The following is a 24,006-nucleotide window of genomic DNA, read 5'->3' as shown; positions in this document are numbered from 1 at the left end:
TTGCCTGATGACCATAGCGAGTCGGTCCCACCCCTTCCCATCCCGAACAGGACCGTGAAACGACTCCACGCCGATGATAGTGCGGATTCCCGTGTGAAAGTAGGTAATCGTCAGGCTCCCTAAGCCAGAAACCCCCGCCCGAACAGGCGGGGGTTTTTGCATTTGTGGGGCGGAAAAGGGCGCAACACACGATGACGGAAAGTTGCGCGCCGTGACAGTCGTTGACGGTGGTTGATAAATAGCCAGAGCGCTATCCGAAGCCACGAAGGGCACACTGAGATCCCCCGAACCTCTACAACCAACAAGGGCCGCATGAAGCGGCCCTTGTTGGTTATGCAAACGGATCTGGTCGATCCTCGTCATAGTACGGCTGCTCTCGCAGCGCTAGCTGGCTGTAGTCAGGCGAAATCGTGATTTTCCGCGTGACATGGTTGATGTCGAGGTAGACCCGCTCGCCCGGTTCGAATCCAAATATCTTGCAGTGCAGATCGATGATGCGCATCCACGGCAGGTACGGCCAGCCCGGCTGAGGAAGGTCCGGCTCGCTGCGCAGGACCTCCGCAAACGTCTCGGTCATGTCGACCGGTTTGCGCTTCTTGGGACGTGATTTACTATTGGCGTTAGCCATTTCCGACTCCTGTAGTGAGTTGGTGGTGGTCAGCGGGTCGTATGGGTGGCAGCCCATGCGGCCCGCGCTTTTACTGCTCTGATCTCTTCAGCCTTCCATCGAATTCACGATTTCTCGCGCAGCTATCTCCTCTATCGGGATGCTTCGGATAGTTTAGTTCGTGGCGCATCTCATAAATCGATTTACTTGTCGAATAGCCAGACGGTAGATACGTAGAGAAGAAATGCATCAGACGTGGAGAGATTTTCGTACATGTCCAATGGTTCGGCGATGAAGTAGAGGATATGACTTTGCATGCCGCTGAGGAGATCGTCGGTTGAGGAGTTGATATGTCGACCTTGAAGAGGCTGTTTGACGTTTTCGTGGATGCGCGCCGACTCCGGCGTGCATCGCACGATCTGTCCAAGCATCGACAGCAGGCAATCGAGCGGATTTTTGAGACGGATCTGGCGTATGTGCGCGCGGTGTTCGCGGAGACGCCGGAGGCACTTCGATCGGAGTCGTTTCCCGACTATCCCGGCGCGGCATGGATTGGAGAACTTGGGGTGAGCGCCTTCTACGTGACGCAGGATGTCGAGGTCGAGCAGTTTCCCATCTACGTCAATCTCGTGATCAAGGGCAGGGAACGAGTAGGCCCCCGCCAGTTCGTACGAGACGGATTGCTTCACACCTTCTTTTCCGCTGTCGACCGCCATTCTGGCAAGCAAGTCAGTTTGCTGACGAACGATGTCGAGCTTGTTCGCTCGGTGTCCGCGTTCGTATTCAATCCGCCACCGCCGTGGATTGCTTGGTACGAGCTCGGGCCATTGACATTCAATCTGCAGGGCGATGCGCAGTATTGGTATGTGAATGTGTGGGATCGGTATTGGGAGAGTCTCAGCTCGATCGAGCAAGATGCTTTTATCGACCGTTGTCGGACGTCGACCGCTGCATACTTAAACGGTGAAGAGCGGGAGGAATGGTTCGATTCGATCCGAATGCGGGACAGCCGATATCGAGACAGGCTAAGGATCGCGGGATCCGGCAACCGGAAATGAGTTGCGGCCACACAGAGGTTCCGGTGACGGCGGAGTGGCGTCGGTCAATGAGACGGCCGAGCGGACAATTAGCATCAGACTGATGGGGCTATCCGCTTCAGCACTGCGTTAAGTGCCTTCTGGTCGCGGGTTTCGCATTCCCAGATGATCAAAACAGTCCAGCCTGCCGCTTTTAGCGCGTCGAGGTGACGAGCGTCGCGTACAACATTGCCGTCCAGTTTTCGGGTCCAATAGTCGGAATTCGATTTCGGGCGGGCGGCCGCCGGGCAGTTCGGGTGCTGATGCCAGAAACATCCGTGAACAAACAGAGCGATACGGCGGCGCGGGAACACCAGGTCAGGCTTCCCCGGCAAGCGTCGGTCGTGGAGGCGGTACCGCAGACCGGCGGCGTGGAGGAACCGGCGCACGATCATCTCGGCGCCGGTGTCCTTCGATTTCACGGCACGCATGGTGCGGGACCGTAAGACTGCGGGCGTTTCGTCAGCCCCGGCGGATCGCGGTCGCTTCCGACTCACGCTGGATTTCTCCATTGCGCATTACCCGCGTTTTGCGAACGGTGTCGGTACCTTGATAGCCGACCTCAAAATCGACGTAGTTCACCTCGTTGTCGTTCGCTTTGAAGCACTCGTGGAACGCTTTTAAGAGTTGAACGTCCTGCAAGCGCTGCGCCTTCGGATGCGGGTTGTTACGCGGACTCGGTATCGTCGAGGGCAGTACGTAGATGCAGGGCGGTGGTACCGCGAACGGACCTGCGGCGGTCAAGCGAGTCGGATCGCCTTCGACCTTCGGGCAGGGACGGCCGACCGTCCCGCACACCATGTCCCAAAGGATCACGCCGTCAACGCGTTGTTCGCGGTGGATGATTTCCGCGCTCAACCGTGTGTGGATGCCCGACCAAGCGTTGTGCCGAGGGTCTGCGCCCGGGTTCGTGCACACGCTCCAAATTACGAACTCTTCCGCCTGAGGCGGCCGTTCGAAAATGTTCGTGTTGTTGCCGTCCAGGCAGCCCTTCAACTCGATCGCGGCCGTTCGACCGGTCGGCAAGCGCACAATGTAATCGTGTCGGTTGGCCTCGCCCGCCGACTCCCAATCGGTGACGAATCCGTTGTCCTGCATGTGATTCAGAATGTGCTGCACGAACTCGCGCTTTTCGCGCATCGACGCGGAGAACTGACCACGGACCCGCTCAATCGCCCCACGAAATACGCCGCTATTGTAGAACTCGACCTCTGAAAGACCGTGATTGCCAATCTTATGGGCCTCGGTCTTCAGGTCTTCGGCGTACTTTTCGATCAAGGTGCGTAGCTTACCGTTTTGCTCGCATGGAACGATGCTCATGCTGCAGCCTTTGCCAGCGGCGGTTGAATGGCCAAGATCGGCTCGAAGATATTCTTCGCGATGTGTCGAACGACAGGAACCGCCACACCGTCGCCGGTCAAGTGGTACGCCTCATTGTAGTTCTCGGGCAGCACGTATTCGTCGCGCAGCCCCATCAGCCGCGCCGTTTCTCGGCTGGAAATCAGCCGCGTGCGCACCTTATTGCCGTCAATTACCATAATCAATTGCCGGCTTGAGCCGCCGGAGGGCGTACGCAGGCAACCGGCCACGTCGTCGAAACGGACTTCGGCGCGCTGCACCTTGTTGCCTTCCTCGTCGCGCCGGGTGCGCCGATAGATCGCGCCGACCATGCGCCGGCCGGTGGACTTCGACGCCTTCTTTGCTTTCTCGACCTTGGCCAGGTTGACATCGCTCATCATCGCCAGCAGCCTTTGCGTTTCCGCCGTGGTGTGCCACGTGACGCCGGTTGGGTTCTCCTCGATCAGGTCTGCAAACACGGTTTCACGGCTCTCGGGTGCGGGCAGGTGCCACCAAATCCAGTTCTGTCGCGCCTTAGCCGTTAGTTTGTCCAGCGCCGTTAGCAATGCTTTCGGGTGATATAGCGGCGAGGCATCTGGCTGGACGAGCCTGTCAGGAATTGGCAGGTCCTTGCGGATGCCAATGACGAACAGGCGAGGGCGCGACTGTGGCACGAACAGTGCGGCGTCGATCACCATCGCGCCGAACCGGTAGCCGGCGCGGTCGAGCGCCGTACAGATCGCCGCGAAGTCCTTGCCCTCGTGCGAATGCAGCGTACCTACAACGTTTTCCAGCGCGATGATGTCGGGCGCGCGATTGTCCGCGATTAAGCCTTTCACGACATCGAAGAACGGCCAGAACGTACCCGAGCGATCTCCTTTCAGGCCCGCGCCCGCGCCGGCCAGCGACAGGTCTTGGCACGGAAACGAACCCCAGATGAGGTTCGCGCGGCCGGGGAGGTTTTCCGGTTTTACGTGGCGTACGTCGCCGGTCAGCAGTTCGCCCTCGCCCCAGTTTTGGCGATACGTGATGCCTTTCTTGTGATCAAAGTCGTTAGCGAAGAGGCACTGCCAACCCTCGCCAAGGCCGGCGCGGGCCATTCCCCCGCCGGCGAAGAACTCGTAGAAACGACCCATTAGTTTCCCCTCGCGGCATCTGATTGTTGGATTGCACCGCCGCAAGCGCGCGACAACTTTTCCTGGACCGCTTCGAGTATCCAGGTGTTGCGTGACACGTTGCCGATGCGCCGAGAACACTCGACGTCGATCGCTGCAAGCATGTCGTTGGGCAGGCGCACTGTGATGCGCTCCGTCTTGGCGCGCGAGTCTTTGGCGGTTTTCATCATAGGCGCCATTGTGGCGCCATTCTGGCGCACCGCAAAAGAGAATATTGTAAAAGTCAGCGAAATCGTGATATGGCGTTGCGTCACCGCAAAGCCAAGCGCTGTCGGCCAGCGCCGTACATTCGTTCTCGCTGTGCCAGCTTGTTGGCGTGTCGGCAGACGAAGCTGGGGTGAGTGGTGTCATCTAATCGGTTGGCGCACTATCCTGTCCGCGGTGTTTGCTCGATCTACCGCAAGCCCAGCCGCTGCCGCTGTACCGATCCAGCGCCAAGACACTACTGTAGGTGCTCTCCACAAGCCAGCACTAAGTCCGACGTTGGCAGCCTGAGTTTCATTGCTACTCCACCGGAGTCGGCGGCTGAGTCAGGCCAAGGCGAATCGCGCGGATTCTGGCAGCGTACCGGATCTGGGCAGGTCGCCTTCGCGATGTCAGAGATAGCCCGCGTTTCCTTTCAATTAAAGTTCCCTGGGGGCAGTGTCGACATTATCGGGGGTGGGTTTTACACTTGCGAGTACGGGAATGCTCTTGTTAGAGCTAGATTGAACAGAAAGGTGACGCCGGTGAGTAAATTGCCTGCGCACTGACAACGATAAAGTACAGACCATGTCTTGGCGCGCACCAACCACGTTCGAGGCGTGGGAGAGGGAACTGGTCGACTACTTCCTGCGAGTCGACTCTACGGGCGAATCTACCGACATTCGCTCGTTTGAAATTACGCCTGCGACTTTAGCTGCCGCACTGGGCGCTCCAGCAGATGCAGAGGACGAGGTCGCCGTTGCTTTCCAGCGGCAATTACAGCGCGATAATCTATTTGTTCAGTCGCTTTCAAGCGGCTCGCAACGTTTTTCGAGCGCGTCGGCACCGAATTTTTTCGTCTACCTTGCCGCAACACTTTTCGTCGATAGTTTGCTCGACGGCGAATATCACAGCGCGGGCGCGTATCGTGAACGGCTGGCGTTATGGCTCGAATCCCACCACACTTTCGTGCAGCTCAAAGGCATCGCCGACATGTGGGAGGAGCTGAGGGAATGGCTTGCGCGACGCGTCAACGCTGGTGACGGTTTCCGAAGACTGGTCTTACCCGATCCTGGTGGTTGGACGCAAATTGGCTACACGCGCCGATTGTCATTCCCCAACCGTTCCGACGCTCGAATGGCCAGGAATTTTCTGCTTGAGCAGCCACAAGCCCTGGACAGTCCACTTGCAACCATCAATCTATTTCAACGGTTTCGCATAGGTAAAACGCTTTCGTGGGGGTTGGCTAAGGCTTTCGACGAGTTCGAGCATGCCTATTTTCAGCAAAAGCGCGCGCTTGCTGATCATCGTTTCTGGAGATTGATTACGGAGGTCGGCTCGCAAGTGCACCGACTAGATCGAAGGCTTGTAGAGATTGATATGCTCTATGAGGAAGACGAGAGTCGGATTTATATCGCAGATTCGTCGCAGGACGATGGTGGTCGCGTCTATCAGACATTGCATGATGCGCTGACCGCTGAGAATGCCGCGCAGAGCGCGAATTTTTCGGCCAGCTGCAGGGGTGGCTTACTTTTTTTTAGACACACTGGAATGGGGCGCTGGTCCTTAGATCGCGAAATCCGCGACGTGTCGGGCGAGGTCATCGTGGTCGTCTCCACTAGCCATAGACGTGCGATTGGAGGCCGGTTAGGCAATCTGCGCGAAGAAAAGGATTGGATCTTTACGTCCAAGCCGATAGCCGCACAGAAAGCGATCGACGTCTTACGCACTGCTGGGTTCGCTGCGTTTAAGAGCGACCAGGTTTTTCGAGCATCTGCGAATGGCGGGATCAGGGTCGGTGTCGGCTGGTTGGGGCGGCAAGCATTTCTGCCTCGCCTTGAATCAGACTCAAAGCGCCATCATGTCATCCGCTCTGAGGACGCCACTGGCGCTTTCGAGGTGACTCCGAACGGACAACTCGAGTCGGCCGCCCATCTAGATGGCTCTTTCACGATATCCCCGGGATCCGAGCATGGAGATAGACACTCCGACTGGAGTCTTCGGCTTACGTTCTCCTCCCAAGCCGTTCCACATTCCATTTGTGACGGCGGTCGGTACCGGCTGGAGAGATTGAACGATTGGCAGTCGGAGAAGCGCCCACTCCACCCTATCAAGTCGAACGAACAGTTTCTTTGGGAGAACGGGGCACTCGAATGTTTAGATCTTTTGGAGGCTGTGTATGCAAGCGGAGCAGCCGGATGGGAGGAAGCTGCCCTCATTCATATGCTCTCGCGCGCAAGCGATGAGATGAATTCGTGGTCCTTGCTTCAAATTCTGCGAGACGGTGGAATTATCGAACCACGGTTACGTGGCGGGTGGCGTGGACGCAGCTGGACGCTCGTTCCTCCACGTCTTCTCGAACTTCCGTCCTCGCAGCATCCGATAGTACAAATCGAAGGCGCGCTATGCGAGCGCCTTGTTGATCGATTCCGCTTGGTCGTTGAAGCGCGTGGAGGAACGTGTTTTCGTAGACTGGGAATAGGACCGTGGGCGCCGCCGACTATTGGTGCAACTGGCCTTGCGGCTGCTGATATCGCTGCTCAGCTTGATTGGCCAATCGTGCCCGATCCGGAAAGCGCGGTGCAGAAGCCGCTCGCATTCCAAAGCACGCCGCGCATTGCGATTGCGTATGAAGCTGCAGATTTCTGGGACTGGGGGGCCAAGCGATTCTTAAAGAGATCGGAACATCGTGGAACGACTACATTGACTCGCCTCATACACAAAGCACAGCGGGACCACGATCTTTTCGAAGTGACGAGCTCGGCGGGAAGGGTTCTCTATCTCTCTCGCACGGCAGCCATTGCCGCTGCTCATGCTGCCGCGAAGGTGCCTTTGTTCGAAGAACGGGGCGACGCACTTCTACGAATAAGCAACGATGGCGCTTTACCTAATTTCATCGCAGCCGATCTGAGGCGTCGAGCTATGCGATGCGCGGGAATGATGGATGGTCTTTACGTGTACCCCGCATTGAGAGAGGACTTGAGAGGTTTGGCACGCCTGCTGCCGAGCTGCATTCTTTTAAGTAAAACAGAGGCCACGGAAGACGGATTCAGAGAATCTCTGATAAGGCGATCTGAAGGACGCTTTCGCACACAGTGGCTTAATGGACGACTAACAATATGAGTGACATGACCTTGGGGCGAACGAACGAAGCCGCCATCCCTATTTATGCCGGGCGCTGTGTCAGCCGTACGGACGTTATTGTCCTTGTAGCGATCTCCGCCAGTCGATCGGGCACCGAGTGGACGCTAGTTCGAAACCCAGACAGGCTTTTTCCAAGGAAAGGCCTTGTCGAGATTCGCGGTGCCGAAACGAAATTGCTGCGGGAGAACGATTGGGTCGCGTTACAAGTCGCGCGCAACAACGGCAACGCCCAGGTTCATTACAAGGGGGCTCATCATTGGCGTCTCTTTAACTATCTGGATCTGTCGCACCTTAGATCGATTGACGATGTGCGAGCCGCTCTGAAAATCGACGGTGTGCCCGTGTCGGGCCAGAATGGCATGTGGATCATTCGGACCCGACAGCACGAAGTGATCAAGGCGGAACTTGTTCGTTCGGGAAATCTCATGCGCCTTGCGTCTAGCCTGGGGCCCCTTGCCGTATATCCGTTTGGCGCAGAAGGCCTACTCGAGATGCCCGACGCCGAGAGCCACATCCAGCTATACGATCTTTCTCCAGAAGCCGAGCCTACCGCGGTCTACGACTGGACGCCCGACGAGGATTACATAACGAGGGTCCTGAAATCACTGCCAGGCGCGTATGACGCCCGAGTTGATGCGCTAGTGAAGTCGCTTTTGGGGCATGCGGAAACCCACCAAAACCGCAGCGCCGTTAATTCCTCGGATGTGCTTTCGGCGTACGAGGCGCTACGTAGCGGCGAACTCGCCAAAGCACTGCTGGTGAACCGCGATCGCATTAGAGAACTCGCGGAAGCCCTGCAATCATCGCCTGTGATCTCGCGTCTTATCGAAAAAGAGATCACGGACATTGCAGAGCAAGAGCGAGCGGCGATTCAAGCGCGCCTACAGCGTGAGCTGCACCACGATATGGAGGCGTTGCGTGGCAAACGGCTGGCAGAAATAAATCAAGAACTGCAGACTTCCGAGAATGAATGGAAATCAAAGCTTGATCTTCGTATCCGCGAAGACGAACTGGCGCAGCAGCGAGCGTTTGCCAAACGACGAACGGAGGAGGAGCAGAAACTAAAAGAAGAGCTCGGCGATCTGCGTGCGAAGCGCGAAGTCGAAATCGTACGCGAGGTTGAAGATCGCAAAAACCGCGCGCAGGAGGTCGTCAACGAACTGTCGCAACAACGTGATTCATTGTCTGAATCTATTGCCGTTCTCGAGAACAAAAGGATCAGCCTTGAGGGGGCGATATCTACTCTGACTGAAAAAATTTCAGCTACCGAGCGCCAACTTGAGGAGATAGAAAATCGTAAGAGCAAGGTTTCCGCAGTCACTTCGGCAACGCTGTCGCACTTCATACTTCCTGTTGCCGCGCCCAGCAGGGCAGAACCGCTCCCGTGCAAAGACGTACATGATGTGATTCAAAACTGCGCTTTGTTGACACCCAGCGGCAAGGAGCTGATGGAGCACTTCGTGACGCTGATGCTCGCTGCCGATGTACCCATACTGAGGGGACCGCAGGTAGATGATTTCCTGCGTGTCGCCGAGGCGATGTTCTCTTCGGGAACGCGCGCATCGTTGGTCGCAGATCCCACCATCATTTGCGTCGAAGATCTTTGGATGCGCGCTGGCCTTCGCATTCCCACGTCATTGGGGCGAGCCATGGATGCTCATGCAGATGATGCCACGCCAACTACTTTGGCCATCGTTGACGGTGCGGAAAATTCCGCCGCCCGCTATTGGTACCCAGCGCTCGCCGACCAGGCCCGGCGTGGGAATCTGCCACGAAAGATGCTCTTTTGCGTGACCATCGGCGATAGCGACAACGACGAAGCACATGCCTTGCGGAATTCAGGCGTCACCTTGGACGTCAAGAATGCAATCGACGGTGACTCGCGTGCACTTGCGGCTGTCTTGCTCAGCCCGAAGCATTGTCGGGACCTTCGGCCAGACCCTTGGATAAGTGACTTGTCGGTCGGGGCATCTTTGATGATTGCGTCGATCGATGGCCTGACGATCGATTCCGCAATGCGTGCGACACGAGCTTGTCTGGAGGCTAGTCGTCTAAGTCAGCACGCCAGCGCTTCCGTCAGTTCTATCGCTTCGTTGTTTAGAGCATCAAAGAACTAAGGTTGTACAAACCATTCGCGTAACCGTGGAGAACCCTCGTGCTTGATCCGATTGGCGGCTTTGCTCGTATCAGAAACTTCTTTATTTCCTACGTAGAGACCAACTTTCGTATAGCAGATCCGACTACCGCAGAGCAGCGACGCAAGCTCTTAGAGGCTGTCAACGTGCTTGCGACTGAACCATATATCGAGCCCGTCCTACGATACGAGGCTCATGACGAAAAGATCGAAGATCTTGCGGACAGGAACGACGGGCCCCTCGCTCCTCTCAGCAAAGCGGGGCGCGTGGCGTTTGCGGAACTGGCATTGTCGGGACTGTTCGAGGGTAAACCTCACAGCGGCCCTATTCGACGAGAGTCGTTCTACGCGCCCTATCGTCACCAGGTCGAAATGTTGCGACGCGGCTTGTTGCCCGGCCATCCCGGAATAGTGACGTCAGGAACCGGATCAGGAAAAACGGAGAGCTTCATGCTGCCAGTTTTGGCGGCGCTCGCGAACGAGGCTGTGAATTGGCCCGCGCCGTCGTCGAGCTACTTGCAATCAGATTGGTGGAAGACGCCGAATTCGCGTTGGGTTTCAAGGCGTGCCGGTGAATCCAGGCCCGCTGCAGTTCGGGCGCTCGTGCTCTATCCGATGAATGCGCTCGTCGAAGATCAAATGGTTCGCTTACGCCGGACGCTGGATTCGGAAGAAGCCAGAAAGGTGATGGATGAACGCTTTTCTGGGAATAGGATTTTTTTTGGCCAATATACGAGCGCAAGCCCCGTTACCGGGCACGAAACCCATCCCAGACTGGCAGCAGAGAAGCAGGAGAGGGAACGGCGCTCGCGACGTGGCGCTAAACTGCGTGCAGCGATGCAAGCGATCGAGCGCAACCAGAATGCGGCCCGCTCGCATGATGACAAGCAGAAGGAGCTGGCGGAAGCGAACGGAACTCGAGTGCCGGATCTGACGCGATACATTTTTCCTTCAGCGGATGGCGGGGAGATGTCGTCACGATGGGACATGCAAGCCGCGCCACCAGATATCCTGGTCACGAACGCGTCTATGCTGGGTGCAATGCTGTCGCGAGAGGTTGAAGACCCAATCTTCGAGCAGACCAAAACGTGGTTGCAGTCCAGCGAAGACGCATTCTTCTATCTTGTTTTCGACGAGCTTCACCTCATTAGAGGGTCCGCCGGCACGGAAATAGCTTTTCTCATCAAGGCGCTGATCGAGCGATTGGGGCTCGACGCTCCGGAGCACCGCCATAAACTGAGGATACTCGCGTCGTCGGCCTCTCTGCCGATGGACGGAGATCCCGGTATTCAATCTCGCACGTATCTCAGAGATCTGTTCGCGCCTTTCGGAACTAGCCGCGGCCCCTCCGATGCCGGCTCTACGTCTCCTGACTTTTGGGCCGAATGCGTTGTTCGCGGTGTGGCGGCGATTCCTAAGGGAGCACTTGCCAAAGTCGATCCTGAACCGTTCACTGCGCTCTTTCGAGAAGCTATCGATCCGGCTAGCGGTTTTATCGCGCGACTCAAAGAGGACGCCTCGCTCGACGAGCGAATTAAGCTGGCCGGACGCGCCTTGGGTGTGGAGGCCGGATCGATGGAAGAGTGCATCAAGCGTCTCGCCGAAAGGGCAGCGGCAATCCTGACCGATGCTTGTCGCGACGGAGACGGTGTGCGAGCGTTTTCCGTCATCCATGTCGCTCAGCGAATCTTCGGAAGCCAAACTCAGAACGGCGAAGACGCCCTTCGAGGGCTCATGCTCGCCCGCGCTCTGCCGGAATCAGGGTTATGGCCGGTCCGAGTGCATCCGGATACGCCGGCGTTTCGAATGCATTCCTTCATTCGAAACATCGAAGGGCTGTTCGCCGCGCCGTATCTTGTCGGTAAAGAGACGCGATTCAGACATCTGACCGTGGAGCGAGGGCTCACACATGCCGCCCCTTCTGCTGAGCGCAAGCGTGGCAGCAGGCTCTTCGAGCTTCTGTATTGCGAGGCCTGCGGTGATTTATTTGTAGGTGGTCAACGAGGTCAGAAGAGCAGTTTGACTCCGGCCACCGAGCTCCTCCCGGCATCGGCGGACTTGGAGCATTTGCCCGAACGTGCTGCGTCGGAGTACTACGATCGGATGACGCTCGATGAGTTCGCAGTGTTCTGGCCTCGTCGCGAGGAGTGTGCGAAATCCGAGAAAGACTACGATCGATGGGAGCATGCGCACCTCCATGTGGATACAGGCGTTGTCACGCGAGGTCGGGACGTACCCCCCGGGAACATTGGAGGGTACTTGTACTTCCAGAATCCACCCGCAGCTTCCAGCAAAGGCAAAACCGTGGGAAAGGCAACGGCACAGCCTTTCTGTTGTCCGAACTGCGGTACCGATTATTCGAACCGTCCTGCGACAAGTCGATCCCGGTCCCCTATTCGTGCGTTCAGAACCGGTGTCACCAAAGCCTCTCAACTTGTCGCAACGGAACTGTTCGAACTGTTGCATGCAGTTGGTGCCGAGCCGAAGGGCATCGTATTTTCAGATAGCCGGCAGGACGCTGCGAATCAGGCGTTGGAAGTCGAACGGCTGCATTTGCGGGATCTTCGTCGAGAGGTTCTTGTCACCGTCGCGAAACGTGCCGTCGAGCAACTTCGGAAAGATTGGATGACGCAAGAGCAATTCTCGCAGCGCATGCAACAACTGATAGCCGAAGATAAATCAGACGAGCTTGTCGGACTCGCAAGAAAATACAAGCAGCAGGGCGGTGACGCGCGAGATAGATCGAAGGTCAAGCTAAGCCACCTCCTGCAAAGCAATGACGAGTCGCAATCGCTTGGCGAACTCGTGAAGGAGTTCATCAAGTTGGGCATTCATCCATTCGACGAAGTCGGCCTGAAACGTTTCGATAAGTTGCCTTGGTATCGTCTCTTCGAACAGGATGGGGAAAGCTACACGTTTAGCCATCAACTTTCACAGGCGTCGAGGGCATCGCTCAATGGCGAGATCCTCGAAGAGCAATACGAACTTGTCGATGACGTCATTTTTGCGAATACGTTCTTCGCACTCGAAGAGACCGGGTTGGCGTATCCGACGGTGTCGGGCACCAGTGGCAGCGATGTGGAGGAATTAGACGCATGGTTGCGTGTTTTCGCGAGCGCTTGGCGAGTTAGAAACAATCGCTTCGTGAATGCCGACAGCCTGAACGAGTGGGTCTCGGGGGGAGATGTAAAGCACAAGCGCACCGTAAAATTTGCCGAGAAGGTTTTTGGATCTTCCGGCTTCGTCGATGGACTTTCGAGGGTTCTTCAAAATCTCTCGGATAAGGGGCATAGGAGCGGCATCTTCGAAATTGGGGACCTCTATCTGAAGGTTGCAGAGGAAACAGACCCGTACTGGCGATGCGGAAATTGCGGTCGCGTTCATTTGCATCTCGGTCTCAAACGATGCACGCGGTGTGCAACTGCCCTCTCAACCGAGCATACCGGTAAAGTGAGCGAGCTGTGGGCATCAAACTTCCTGGCGCGCCGCATTGTGCGTGGAGCGAACGATGACGTCAGTCGCTTCAGATTGCGAGTCGAGGAGCTCACTGGCCAAACTGACGACTTCGCTGCTCGCCTCCGTAGCTTTAAGGGCATATTCGTTGGCAACGAAACTGAGATCGAGAGACGTGCGACCGAGATCGACATGTTGTCCGTCACTACGACCATGGAGGTCGGCATTGACATCGGTGCACTTCAGAGCGTCTATCAAGGCAACATGCCGCCCCAACGATTCAACTATCAGCAACGGGTGGGACGTGCGGGTCGTCGGGGTCAAGCCTTCTCATTCGTAGTTACGTTCTGCCGCGGGCGAAGCCACGATGCATACTATTTCGCTCATCCATCGGCCATTACAGGCGACGCGCCTCCGCCTCCGTTTCTCGCTGTGACTCATGACCCTATACCGCTGCGTCTTATGCGGAAGGTCTGGTTGAGAGCAGCATTCGCCGTGTTGCGAGATAGCTGTGCCGAGCACGGCCGCGAGTATCCGGGTGACTTGCTCGTGCCGCCGGACGTGCATGGCGAGTACGTCACGACCAACGACTATTATTTCGATGAAACGTCGAACTGGCCGCACAAGCTGCGGCACGCGCTTTTGCAAACCATCGCGGTACGAGATAAGTATCTCGAAACTGCGACTTTTGATCCTTTGCAGCGGGAGCGCTTGAGGGCCAGCGCTACCGTTGATGGACTGCTTCAGGAAATTGCATCGCTTAAGGCGCAGGCACCCGCCGCATCATTCGGGCTCGCGCGCTTCCTTGCGGAGCAGGGCTTGCTTCCGATGTATGGTATGCCCACCCGAGTTCGCGATCTATATCTTGGACTTCGCGATCGTAAAGACAATGCTCTGGAAGACGCAGAATGGTCGACGATGGACCGAGATCTGGACTTGGCGGTATTTGAGTATGCCCCGGGATCGATCCTTGTCAAGGACAAACTAAAGCACACCGTTATCGGCTTCACGGGTGCCCTTTCCGATCCGCAGCCAAGGCGTGGCGTTGGGCTAGAGGCGCGCGTGGTCTCGAATTGGAAGGAGTCGACGAGTTACATCGCGTTTTGCCGAGAATGTGGCTCGGCGAAACATAGTGACCACATGCCGGCTTCCGCCATTGCTTGCGATGACTGCCACCGTGAAATCGATGCAGAGGACTTCCACACCTATGTTACGCCCGCAGCGTTTCGGACGGACTTCAAGCCTAAAAGTGAGGTTGACGACATAGGTCGAATGGCTGTCAGAACAGTTGCCACCGTCTTGCACGAAGGCGAACGAGTCGACTGCGGCGGCATTTCCGTCCGTCGGGGAGCCGATGCGACGATCATGCAGCTAAATAACGGCGTTGCTGGTGATGACGATGAAGGCCAGCGGTTCACCGTTGCGCTTGCCCAGAGCAATTCTTTCGCCGGAGGCGTGTCCATTGTTGGAGATCAAGCCATTGAGGTCTCTTATCTCGACCGGCAGCGCGGCTTGTGGAACGTCGACGCGAGTTCTCGACAGCAGTTCGGGCTCGTAGCCAAAAAAAAGACGGAGGCGCTGTATTTGGAGCTGCGAGAGTTTGATCGACGCTTGACTCTGGATAGAGTAGCTCGCATCGGCGATTCGTCGCACTTGGCAACGCGAGCAGCTGCAATTAGCGCGACGCAGATCTTGGTTCAGAAGGCGGCACTCGAGCTCGATGTCTCGGCTGACGAGTTTGACGCGCTCGAGCCTCGACTGCGCTCTGGCCTTCCGATGCTTCAAATGGCGGACTCGTTGATCAACGGGTCCGGGTTGTGCCGCAGGCTCGGCGAGTCGGTCAGCCAGGGACGCCCTCCAAAGATTGTCGAGATACTTCACAGTATCCTGGACGACGCAGCGGCGTGGCCATTGCTAGACATTTTGAGCGTCGACCGGGAAGGCGCCCATACTGAAAGGTGCCGTTCGTCTTGCTATCGCTGTATCCAACGATACGGAAATCGCCGCTATCACGGTCTTCTTGACTGGCGATTGGGTCTCGCATACCTACGGGCAATGTCGAATCCCGAGTATGCGTGTGGCCTCGGAAAGGGAGACGATGTTTTTCCCGAGATTGTTGGATGGAAAGACTGGGCTCATGAGCTCGCTCAGTCGGTAGCAGATATGCGTAAGGGTACGCTCCGTTACCAGTCCCTTCCTCATAGCGGTTTGCCGTGCCTGACTGTGACTAACCTCGAAGGAGTGACAGTCTCGCGGATCGCTGTTGTTCATCCGCTCTGGCGCGTAGATGAGGACTACGCGAAAGCGATCCTGGGGAAAGACTGGTCCGAGGAGCTGGACTACGTAGACACGTTTGTGCTTGAGCGCCGACCTTTGAGGGAGATCGCGAAACGCATACACGATCAGGCATAGTGTAGGGGTGTTGACCTGCTCCCCGCGTTTAGTACGGTGACGGTGTAGAGTCCGTTCCAGAGAGGAACGGCAATGAAAAAGCGATTCACCGAAGAACAGATCATCGGCATCTTGAAGGAAGCCGAGGCTGGCCTGAAGCCGGCGGAGCTGTGTCGCAAGTACGGCATCTCGGAAGCGACCTACTACAACTGGAAAGCGAAGTTCGGCGGGATGACGGTCTCCGAAGCTCAGCGCCTGAAGGAACTGGAGCAGGAGAACAGCAAGCTCAAGCGACTGTTAGCCGAATCGATGCTCGACAACGCCGCGCTGAAGGACCTGCTGGCTCGAAAGTAGCAAGCCCGCAGGCCAAGCGCGAAGCGGTCCGGATATTGATGACCGAACGTGCCATGGGTGTTACCCGGGCCTGCGGGCTGGTAGGGATTTCGCGCTCGCTGTTCCACTACGAATCACGCCGCCGAGTTGATGACGAAGCGCTGACTGGCCGGATGATGGCCATCGCCGCGCAGAAGCGCCGCTACGGCTATCGCCGGATTCACGTGCTGTTGCAGCGGGATGGCTGCTTCGCCAACCACAAGCGCATCTGGCGCCTGTACAGCAAGGCGGGGCTGAGCGTGCGCAAGCGGCGACGCAAGCGTATTGCGGCTGTCGAGCGCACGCCGCTGCCGTTAGCAACAGGCCCGAATCAGAGCTGGTCGATGGACTTCGTTTCTGACGGGCTGGCCTATGGTCGGCGGTTTCGATGCCTGAACGTGGTCGACGACTACACGCGCGAGTGCTTGGCCATCGAGGTCGATACTTCGCTGCCGGGCCTACGAGTGCAGCAAGTGCTCGAGCGGCTCAAGGAGATGCGAGGCTTACCCGCATCCATCACGGTCGACAACGGGCCGGAGTTCGCTGGTAAGGTGCTGGATGCATGGGCCTACGAAGCCGGTGTCACGCTGTCGTTCATTCGGCCTGGCAAGCCGGTGGAGAATGCCTATATCGAGAGCTTCAACGGGCGGTTCCGCGATGAATGCCTGAACGAGCACTGGTTCGTCTCAATGCGCCACGCCAAGCGGCTGATTGAGGAATGGCGTATCGAGTACAACACCGAGCGGCCTCATAGTTCACTCGGCTATCTGACGCCGGTGCAGTTCGCGCGGGCGCACGATGCAAAGCAGCAGTTTTTAACCTCGGACTCTAACTGCGGTTCGGACTAAAACCGGGGGCAGGTCAGTGTTATTCGTTTGATTTGAAATCAGCGATAGCCGGCCCATGTCCGGCGAAAAAAAACAGCGAACGGGGCTTATCGGGCTGGACACTGTTCCTCGATATGTTCCCGCTCCATCTCTTCAATGCCCACCCAATGGGCGGGCATTTGCCATCGCATTATCAGTGTGTGCCTGCTAGGGTTGATGAACCGGAAACACCCAGCCGCTGATTCCGGCATGGGTATATAGTCGGTCTAGTAATTCATTCACTGCTCGCAAGGAAAATAATCTAACGCCGTTAACGATCTGCATATCTGAATCGGTGCGCGAGATCTCGAAAAGAGGCATGGCATCTAATTCAGAATTAAGCCAGTGTGACGATTCACTGGTGTTTCTTTTACGCATGCGCTCGATTTCCTCACGGCGGGCTTCGATGCTTGGGCGGTCTCCGTACTCGCCAACATAGGCGCTAACGCGGAGTGGTTGCTTATTGATAACGATCACGAGGTCCGACTTCAACTTCCAGTCGGCGCGGGGATCGTAGAGTACTACGCCAGCTTTAGACTTATCCTCGATAGCTTCGGATAAGCATGCGTATAGATATGTTTCGGCCATGCCGGATTCGTACCACACGCTGATTCGCTGACGCATCCCCGCTTCGAGGTCGCCTGAGAAATAAGGAGCGAATCGTTGTGGTTCAGGATGTCGCTCAATATAAGCGCGCTTGCAATAGTTGTAGAATTTCTCAAAGGAAAACAAACGATAGCCCGTACTGTGGCCGAATAGGCACATGGCTGAGAATAGCGCGCGCCACGCCGGAAATTTCGCCTCCTCAGATCCTCGTCTTGGCCACACGCGCGGATCTCGCCGATCGTTAGCGACGAAGTTCGGCAATTTTTCTAACTCACGCCGAAATCGGACCTCGAACATATCAACAGACATTAGTTCACCACTGTGCGAGCGTGCGGTATCTGACATTGAGCACTGAGAAACCGCGATGCAGTATGACTATAAATTGAGGAGCGCAGCACCAAGAGGGGGCCTCCGCGAAGAAATCTCCTACCAGGCAAAGTATATCTTCTTGCCGGATTGAAAAACCAGTTCAGGTCAATATCGCTAACTGAGCACTGTCCGCAGCGACCTCTCCGCCTGCGCAATCTCGCGGCGGTGCAACCTCGTTCAGGAACGTTGATGAGCGCAAATGCCCCCGATGTCACCCCCGGACTGAAACACCCATCATTACGGCAAGGCTCGACTTGCTAGCCGGGCTGGGCCAACACTGCGGATAGCACCAATTCCGCGTAGCAATGCCTTCCGTTGCGAGGACACGTTCGCCTTCGCCCTGTCACGGAAAACCCGCTCCGCGTTTGAATCGTCTGCCTTCTGGCTCGCCTTCTCAACCTGTTCTCGAAACCGACCTTGGTAGTCATCGGTCGCAGCTATCCCCTTTGAGTCGGTAGCGTCGCAAGCCGAGCGAAGCTACCGTAGATTGATTCGGGCAGGCGAATATCGCTGCTAAGGGCGGGACGGCGGCCAAACAAAAAGCCGGCGCAAGGCCGGCTCATTGTTCGTGAAACATAAGTCTGCACTTCGTATGGAAACGGACAACCCTGCGCTCGTTACAATTTTCCGTTCCAAGCTGCTTGAATGCTGGAAATTAGAGAGGCGGCGGATAGAACTCTCTACCTTCACGTCACAATTTCGACGCAACGGCCGTACTCGTGCCTCTAGAGCGGGGCGTTTTTCACTAATGATGACTTTCGGCGGCTAGCGCGTTCAAACGTCAATATTCCCCGCCCTCAACGCATTCGACTCAATAAACGCTCTCCGCGGCTCGACCTCATCCCCCATGAGGGTAGTAAAGATCCCATCCGCCGCGATCGCATCTTCGATCTGCACGCGCAGCAACCGCCGCACAGTCGGATCCATCGTCGTTTCCCACAGCTGCTCGGGGTTCATCTCACCCAGCCCCTTATAGCGCTGCTTCGACACGTTGCGCTCGGCATCAGCAAGCAGCCACTTCATCGCACTCTTGAAGTCGCTCACAGCCATGCTGCGCTCGCCGCGCTTGATGACCGCACCGGCCTGAATGAGCCCTTCGAACGTCTTAGCGGTAGTCACAAGCTGCTGATAATCCGCCGTATGCTGGAACTCTTCATCGATAACCGAAACGCGCACATTCCCATGATGCGCGCGCTCAACCCGCAGCGACCGCAGCTCCCGCACCGGATCATACGAAGGCACAACCCGCACTTCATTCTTCAGCGTGTCGTCATGCAACGCCGCATGCATCGCCTTCGCCGAAGCCTCCGTCGAAGCCTCGCTGGACAGATCCACCACAACGCCATCCATGATTGCCTCGAGCGCCGCCGGGTCATACAACCGGCCCAACCGCTCGATCACGCTCTGCGACATCAGATACGACCGCGCCAGCTCCCCGAGCGCATCGCCCGAAATCGGCACCGCATTCTCGCTCGGCACCAGCTCCGAGCCTTGCAGCGCCAGGCGCAGCATATGCGCGTTCAGCTCCGCATCGTCCTTCAGATACCGCTCGTCCTTGCCCGCCTTGATCTTGTAAAGCGGCGGCTGCGCGATATATACATACCCGCGCTCGACCATTTCCGGCATTTGCCGATAGAAGAACGTGAGCAGCAGCGTCCGGATGTGCGCACCGTCGACGTCCGCGTCGGTCATGATGATGATGCGGTGATAACGCAGCTTGTCGAGGTTGTAATCGTCCTTGCCGATCCCGCAGCCGAGCGCCGTCACGAGCGTGACGATCTGCTCCGACGACAGCAGCTTGTCGTAGCGCGCCTTCTCGACGTTCAGCACCTTGCCGCGCAGCGGCAGGATCGCCTGGAATTTGCGGTCACGCCCTTGCTTCGCCGAGCCGCCTGCCGAGTCGCCCTCGACGATATAGATTTCCGACTTCGACGGATCTTTCTCCTGGCAGTCCGCGAGCTTGCCCGGCAGGCCGACGCCGTCGAGCACGCCCTTGCGGCGCGTCATCTCGCGCGCCTTCCGAGCAGCATCACGCGCGCGCGCAGCCTCGACGATCTTCCCGCAGATGATCTTCGCGTCGTTCGGCGTTTCCAGCAGGAATTCTTCCAGCGCCTTCGCCACCACTTCCTCGACCGGCGCCCGCACTTCCGAAGAAACCAGCTTGTCCTTCGTCTGCGAGCTGAACTTCGGCTCCGGCACCTTCACGGACAGCACGCACGACAAGCCTTCGCGCATGTCGTCGCCGGTCGTCTCGACCTTCGCCTTCTTCGCGATCTCGTTATCGGCGATGTACTTGTTGATCACGCGCGTCATCGCCGCACGCAGGCCGGTCAGGTGCGTGCCGCCATCCCGCTGCGGGATGTTGTTCGTGAAGCACAGCACGTTCTCGTTGTAGCTGTCGTTCCACTGCATCGCGACTTCCACGCCCACGCCGTCCTTCTCGCCGTTGACGTGGAAAATCGTCGGGTGCAGGTTGCTCTTCGTCTTGTTGATGTACTCGACGAAGCCCTTCACGCCGCCGGCGAATGCGAAATCGTCTTCCTTGCCCGAACGCAGGTCGGTGAGACGGATCCGCACGCCGTTGTTCAGGAACGAAAGCTCGCGCATCCGCTTCGCGAGAATGTCGTAGTGATACTCGACGGTCCCGAAGATCGTCGGGTCGGCCATGAAGTGGACTTCGGTGCCGCGGTTCTCGGTATCGCCGATGATCTGCATCGGCGACACTTCCTCGCCGTCGATCTTCTCGAGCACGCGATCCTGCGCGACGCCGCGATGGAACTCCATGAAATGCTTCTTGCCGTTGCGGCGCACGGTCAGGCGCAGCCAGCTCGACAGCGCGTTCACGCACGACACGCCGACGCCGTGCAGGCCGCCCGACACCTTGTAGCTGTTCTGGTCGAACTTGCCGCCCGCATGCAGCTCGGTCATCACGATCTCGGCGGCGCTGCGCTTCGGCTCGTGCTTGTCGTTCATCTTCACGTCGGTCGGGATCCCGCGGCCGTTGTCGGTCACCGAGATCGAGTTGTCCGCATGAATCGTCACGTGGATGTCGTTGCAGTAACCCGCCAGCGCTTCATCGATCGAGTTGTCGAGCACCTCGAACACGAGGTGATGCAGACCGGTGCCGTCCGACGTGTCGCCGATGTACATCCCGGGGCGCTTGCGCACCGCTTCCAGACCTTCGAGGATCTGGATCGACGAGGCGCCGTAGCTGCTGTTATCGGGTTGCGAATTGTGCTGTTCACTCATGGATATCTTCCGGTTCTGCGAGGCCACTCTCGTGGCGGCGCGGTGCGTTTCAGCGAATGAAATCGCCGGCCGCTCCAGTTTCCTGGCCCGTCCAGGGCGCCGGTCGGGCACCGAAAGGACGGGTTGTCGATTCGCCATAAAAACGCCAAAGGGGCTTGCCGCCCCCTGGTGTGTGTCGTGATGTCGGCTGCGTCAGATGCGCATCGGCATCACGACATACTTGAACTCGTCGTTCTCGGGCACCGTGATCAGCGCGCTCGAGCTGGCGTCGCCGAGGCTCACCTGCACGGTGTCGACCTTCAGGTTCGCGAGCACGTCGAGCAGATAGGTGACGTTGAAGCCGATGTCGACCGTATCGCCCTGGTACGCGATTTCGAGTTCTTCCTGCGCCTCTTCCTGGTCGGCGTTGGTCGACATGATCTTCAGCTGGCCCGGTGCGACGATGCAGCGCACGCCCTTGAACTTGTCCGACGTGAGAATCGCCGCGCGCTGCAGCGAACGCTGCAGTTCTTCGCGGCCGATCTCGAACGTGTTCTTGTGCGCCTTCGGGATCACGCGCTGGAAGTCGGGGAACTTGCCCTCGACCAGCTTCGACACCAGCTCGACCTGGCCGAACGTGAACTTGGCCTGGGTCTGCGCGATGTCGATCGTGACGGTGTCGTCGATGTCCTCGAGCAGGCGCTGCAGTTCGAGAATGGTCTTGCGCGGGACGATCACTTCCTGGCGGCCGAACGTGCCGCCTTCGAGCTTCATCGACGAGAACGCGAGGCGGTGGCCGTCGGTGGCCACGGCCATCAGCTGGTCGCCGTCGACGACGAGCAGCATGCCGTTCAGGTAGTAGCGGATGTCCTGCTGCGCCATCGCGAAGTGCACCATGCCGAGCAGCTGGCGGAACGACTTCTGCGGAACCGTCAGGCTCGCGCCGAAATCCTTCGCCTGCGCGACGGTCGGGAACTCGTCGGCCGCGAGCGTCTGCAGTGCGAAGCGGCTCTTGCCCGATTGAACGGTCAGGCGCTTGTCGGCGAGCGACAGCGTGACCTGGCCGTCAGGCATCGCGCGCAGGATGTCGAGCAGCTTGCGCGCCGCGACGGTGGTCGCAACCTGGTCGCCGCCGACGCCGAAATCGGCGCGCGTCGTGATCTGCAGTTCCAGGTCGGTCGACAGGAAAGACACGTCCGGGCCGTTCTTGGTGATCAGCAGGTTGGCGAGGATCGGCAACGTATGACGGCGTTCGACGATGCCGCTGACCGTTTGCAGCGGCCTGAGGAGGGTGTCTCGTTCGGTCTTGACCAGTTGCATAGAGTTCCTTCGTTGAGATAACGGCCTGCAGCGCAGCAGCCTCGCAACGCCCCGCCGGCCGGGCTCTGGGCCCGCCGCCGCCGGAGCGGTCAAACCTGTATTGTGCCTCAAAACCGAACCGCCCCCCTTAAATTGGGGCGGACGCCGAATTCTCAAGCGCGCCGCGCGCTCAGCCCTTCAGCGTCTGTTCGAGCACGTGCAGCTCGTGGTTGAGCTGCGCGTCCTTGCTGCGTTCGTCGGCGATCTTGCGCACCGCGTGCAGCACGGTCGTGTGATCGCGCCCGCCGAACAGCTCGCCGATTTCCGGCAGGCTCTTCTGCGTCAGCTCCTTCGCCAGGTACATCGCGATCTGCCGCGGCCGCGCGATGTTCGCCGGACGCTTCTTCGAATACATGTCGGCGACCTTGATGTTGTAGAAGTCGGCGACGGTCTTCTGGATGTTCTCGACCGAAATCTGCCGGTTCTGCACGGTCAGCAGGTCCTTCAGCGCTTCCTTGGTCAGCTCGATCGAGATCTCGCGGCCGTGGAACTTCGAATACGCGAGGATCTTGCGCAGCGCGCCCTCGAGCTCGCGCACGTTCGAGCGCAGGTGCTTCGCGACGAAGAACGCGACGTCTTCCGACAGGTTCACGCCTTCCGACTGCGCCTTGCGCATCAGGATCGCGACGCGCATTTCCAGCTCGGGCGGCTCGATCGCGACGGTCAGGCCCGAATCGAAGCGCGAGATCAGCCGGTCATCGATCCCTGAAATTTCCTTCGGGTAGGTATCGCTGGTGATGATCACCTGCGCCTTGTTCGCGACCAGCGCCTCGAACGCGTAGAAGAATTCCTCCTGCGTGCGCGACTTGCCGGAGAAGAACTGGATATCGTCGATCAGCAGCAGGTCGAGCGAATGATAGTAGCGCTTGAAATCGTCGAACGCCTTGCGCTGGTACGCCTTCACGACATCGGACACGTACTGTTCCGCGTGGATGTAGCGGATCCGCGCGCCGGCCTTGTCGAGCAGCAGCTGGTTGCCGATCGCGTGGATCAGGTGGGTCTTGCCGAGGCCGACGCCGCCGTACAGGAACAGTGGGTTGTACGAGATGCCGGGATTGTCCGCGACCTGGATCGCGGCGGCGCGCGCGAGCTGGTTCGCCTTGCCGGTCACGAAGTTGTCGAACGTGAGCACCGGGTTCAGCTTCGAGCGCTCGTACATCGAATCGGCTTCGCCGCCGGCGGCGGGCGCGGCACCCGAGCCCGGCCGCCATGTGCGGCGGCCCGCGGCCGCTTCGTGCGCGGGCAGGCTCGGCAGGTCGATGTCGGCATCGTCGGCGTTCAGGTGCGCGGCGGCCGCGGCCGACGGCGTCATCGGCACGTCGGCCGGTGCGCTGGGCGCAGCGGCGGCATTCGCGGTCAGGTTGGCGGCGATCGCCGCCACCGTGGCGGCCGGGCCGCTCGGCGACAGCGGCGCGCGCGCGGCGGCCGGCGCGGCGGCTGCCGGGCTGCGCATGCCGGCTTTCGGATCGAGGACGAACTGGACTTCGATCGGCGCGTTCCAGAAATCGCGGGCCAGATCGGAGATCCGACCCGAAAACTGGCTCTTGACCCAGTCCAGCTTGAAGCGGTTCGGCGCGGCGATGGACAGCGTGTTCGCCGACGCATCGAAGGCCACCGGGGCCAAGGGTTTGATCCACGTCACGTACTGCTGGGGCGTCAGCTCGCGCTCCAGCAGTGCGGAACAGTGTTGCCAGAAATCGTTCAT

The 24,006-nt window shown here is 58.3% G+C and carries 14 protein-coding genes and 1 rRNA gene; 6 read left to right on the top strand and 9 right to left on the bottom strand.

What is annotated here, in order from left to right; genetic code table 11:
- The first annotated feature begins 3 nt into the window (after positions 1–3).
- Positions 4–116 (top strand): 5S ribosomal RNA (gene rrf / locus WS57_RS13080).
- Between the two features lie 215 nt (positions 117–331).
- On the opposite strand, the gene WS57_RS13075 is transcribed toward rrf, so the two are convergent.
- A complete protein-coding gene (locus WS57_RS13075) occupies positions 332–628 on the bottom strand; it encodes a hypothetical protein (protein WP_060334305.1) in 297 nt (98 codons plus the stop codon).
- A 329-nt stretch (positions 629–957) separates the two neighbouring features.
- Here WS57_RS13075 and WS57_RS13070 point away from each other — a divergent pair, with 329 nt between their 5' ends.
- Entirely contained in the window at positions 958–1,665 is a 708-nt protein-coding gene (locus tag WS57_RS13070; RefSeq protein WP_069244390.1) for a hypothetical protein, read from the top strand.
- Between the two features lie 74 nt (positions 1,666–1,739).
- On the opposite strand, the gene WS57_RS35730 is transcribed toward WS57_RS13070, so the two are convergent.
- The 4 genes from WS57_RS35730 to WS57_RS13055 are packed head-to-tail and all read right to left on the bottom strand — an operon-like array spanning position 1,740 to position 4,450.
- The gene (locus WS57_RS35730) at positions 1,740–2,114 is read right to left on the bottom strand and encodes a very short patch repair endonuclease (protein ID WP_236871934.1); all 375 of its coding nucleotides are present in this window, start codon (positions 2,112–2,114) and stop codon (positions 1,740–1,742) included.
- 31 nt (positions 2,115–2,145) lie between these two features.
- Positions 2,146–3,003 (bottom strand): hypothetical protein, encoded by an 858-nt coding sequence (locus tag WS57_RS13065; RefSeq protein ID WP_069244389.1) that lies wholly within the window; start codon positions 3,001–3,003, stop codon positions 2,146–2,148.
- Positions 3,000–4,157, bottom strand: a complete 1,158-nt coding sequence (locus WS57_RS13060; RefSeq protein ID WP_069244388.1) for a DNA cytosine methyltransferase — start codon at positions 4,155–4,157, stop codon at positions 3,000–3,002. The genes WS57_RS13065 and WS57_RS13060 overlap by 4 nt, the downstream gene beginning before the upstream one ends.
- Positions 4,157–4,450 carry a ribbon-helix-helix domain-containing protein gene (locus WS57_RS13055; protein ID WP_236871933.1) on the bottom strand — a complete coding sequence of 98 codons (294 nt, stop codon included), beginning with the start codon at positions 4,448–4,450 and terminating at the stop codon, positions 4,157–4,159. The genes WS57_RS13060 and WS57_RS13055 overlap by 1 nt, the downstream gene beginning before the upstream one ends.
- Positions 4,451–4,967: 517 nt before the next feature.
- Here WS57_RS13055 and WS57_RS37015 point away from each other — a divergent pair.
- The 4 genes from WS57_RS37015 to WS57_RS13035 all read left to right on the top strand — a co-directional run bounded on the left by WS57_RS37015 (position 4,968) and on the right by WS57_RS13035 (position 16,721).
- Positions 4,968–7,502: a hypothetical protein gene (locus tag WS57_RS37015; protein WP_155774304.1), complete on the top strand. Its 2,535-nt coding sequence runs from the start codon at positions 4,968–4,970 to the stop codon at positions 7,500–7,502.
- On the top strand, positions 7,499–9,640 hold the full coding sequence (locus WS57_RS13050; RefSeq protein WP_155774303.1) for a hypothetical protein: 2,142 nt from the start codon (positions 7,499–7,501) through the stop codon (positions 9,638–9,640). Before WS57_RS37015 ends, WS57_RS13050 begins: the two co-directional genes overlap by 4 nt.
- Before the next feature lie 38 nt (positions 9,641–9,678).
- Positions 9,679–15,522, top strand: coding sequence for a DEAD/DEAH box helicase (locus WS57_RS13045; protein WP_069244385.1), 5,844 nt, complete (start codon positions 9,679–9,681; stop codon positions 15,520–15,522).
- 72 nt (positions 15,523–15,594) lie between these two features.
- Positions 15,595–16,721 (top strand): IS3 family transposase gene (locus WS57_RS13035; RefSeq protein ID WP_419468979.1). Its coding sequence is split into 2 segments (ribosomal slippage): positions 15,595–15,853 and positions 15,853–16,721, totalling 1,128 coding nucleotides; the frame shifts between segments, so codons are not numbered across the junction.
- A gap of 186 nt (positions 16,722–16,907) precedes the next feature.
- On the opposite strand, the gene WS57_RS37010 is transcribed toward WS57_RS13035, so the two are convergent.
- From WS57_RS37010 to dnaA, 4 genes are all read right to left on the bottom strand, one after another.
- Positions 16,908–17,690: a hypothetical protein gene (locus WS57_RS37010; protein WP_155774302.1), complete on the bottom strand. Its 783-nt coding sequence runs from the start codon at positions 17,688–17,690 to the stop codon at positions 16,908–16,910.
- Positions 17,691–18,488: 798 nt separating this feature from the next.
- A complete protein-coding gene (gyrB, locus tag WS57_RS13030; RefSeq protein ID WP_009688432.1) occupies positions 18,489–20,963 on the bottom strand; it encodes a DNA topoisomerase (ATP-hydrolyzing) subunit B in 2,475 nt (824 codons plus the stop codon).
- Between the two features lie 192 nt (positions 20,964–21,155).
- The gene (dnaN, locus tag WS57_RS13025) at positions 21,156–22,262 is read right to left on the bottom strand and encodes a DNA polymerase III subunit beta (protein WP_009688433.1); all 1,107 of its coding nucleotides are present in this window, start codon (positions 22,260–22,262) and stop codon (positions 21,156–21,158) included.
- A 169-nt stretch (positions 22,263–22,431) separates the two neighbouring features.
- A complete protein-coding gene (gene dnaA, locus WS57_RS13020; protein ID WP_059482656.1) occupies positions 22,432–24,006 on the bottom strand; it encodes a chromosomal replication initiator protein DnaA in 1,575 nt (524 codons plus the stop codon).

This window comes from Burkholderia pseudomultivorans (assembly GCF_001718415.1).
In the GTDB taxonomy this organism is placed as follows: Bacteria; Pseudomonadota; Gammaproteobacteria; order Burkholderiales; family Burkholderiaceae; genus Burkholderia; species Burkholderia pseudomultivorans_A.
The sequence above is the reverse complement of the archived record's forward strand: the minus strand, read 5'-3'. Positions and strand labels throughout refer to the sequence as shown.

What these genes read in the sequence shown, in the direction of transcription:
- WS57_RS13075 (WP_060334305.1), bottom strand. Translation starts at nt 628, where the DNA reads ATGGCTAACGCCAATAGTAAATCACGTCCCAAGAAGCGCAAACCGGTC.
- WS57_RS13070 (WP_069244390.1), top strand. Translation starts at nt 958, where the DNA reads ATGTCGACCTTGAAGAGGCTGTTTGACGTTTTCGTGGATGCGCGCCGA.
- WS57_RS35730 (WP_236871934.1), bottom strand. Translation starts at nt 2,114, where the DNA reads ATGCGTGCCGTGAAATCGAAGGACACCGGCGCCGAGATGATCGTGCGC.
- WS57_RS13065 (WP_069244389.1), bottom strand. Translation starts at nt 3,003, where the DNA reads ATGAGCATCGTTCCATGCGAGCAAAACGGTAAGCTACGCACCTTGATC.
- WS57_RS13060 (WP_069244388.1), bottom strand. Translation starts at nt 4,157, where the DNA reads ATGGGTCGTTTCTACGAGTTCTTCGCCGGCGGGGGAATGGCCCGCGCC.
- WS57_RS37015 (WP_155774304.1), top strand. Translation starts at nt 4,968, where the DNA reads ATGTCTTGGCGCGCACCAACCACGTTCGAGGCGTGGGAGAGGGAACTG.
- WS57_RS13050 (WP_155774303.1), top strand. Translation starts at nt 7,499, where the DNA reads ATGAGTGACATGACCTTGGGGCGAACGAACGAAGCCGCCATCCCTATT.
- WS57_RS37010 (WP_155774302.1), bottom strand. Translation starts at nt 17,690, where the DNA reads ATGTCAGATACCGCACGCTCGCACAGTGGTGAACTAATGTCTGTTGAT.
- gyrB (WP_009688432.1), bottom strand. Translation starts at nt 20,963, where the DNA reads ATGAGTGAACAGCACAATTCGCAACCCGATAACAGCAGCTACGGCGCC.
- dnaN (WP_009688433.1), bottom strand. Translation starts at nt 22,262, where the DNA reads ATGCAACTGGTCAAGACCGAACGAGACACCCTCCTCAGGCCGCTGCAA.
- dnaA (WP_059482656.1), bottom strand. Translation starts at nt 24,006, where the DNA reads ATGAACGATTTCTGGCAACACTGTTCCGCACTGCTGGAGCGCGAGCTG.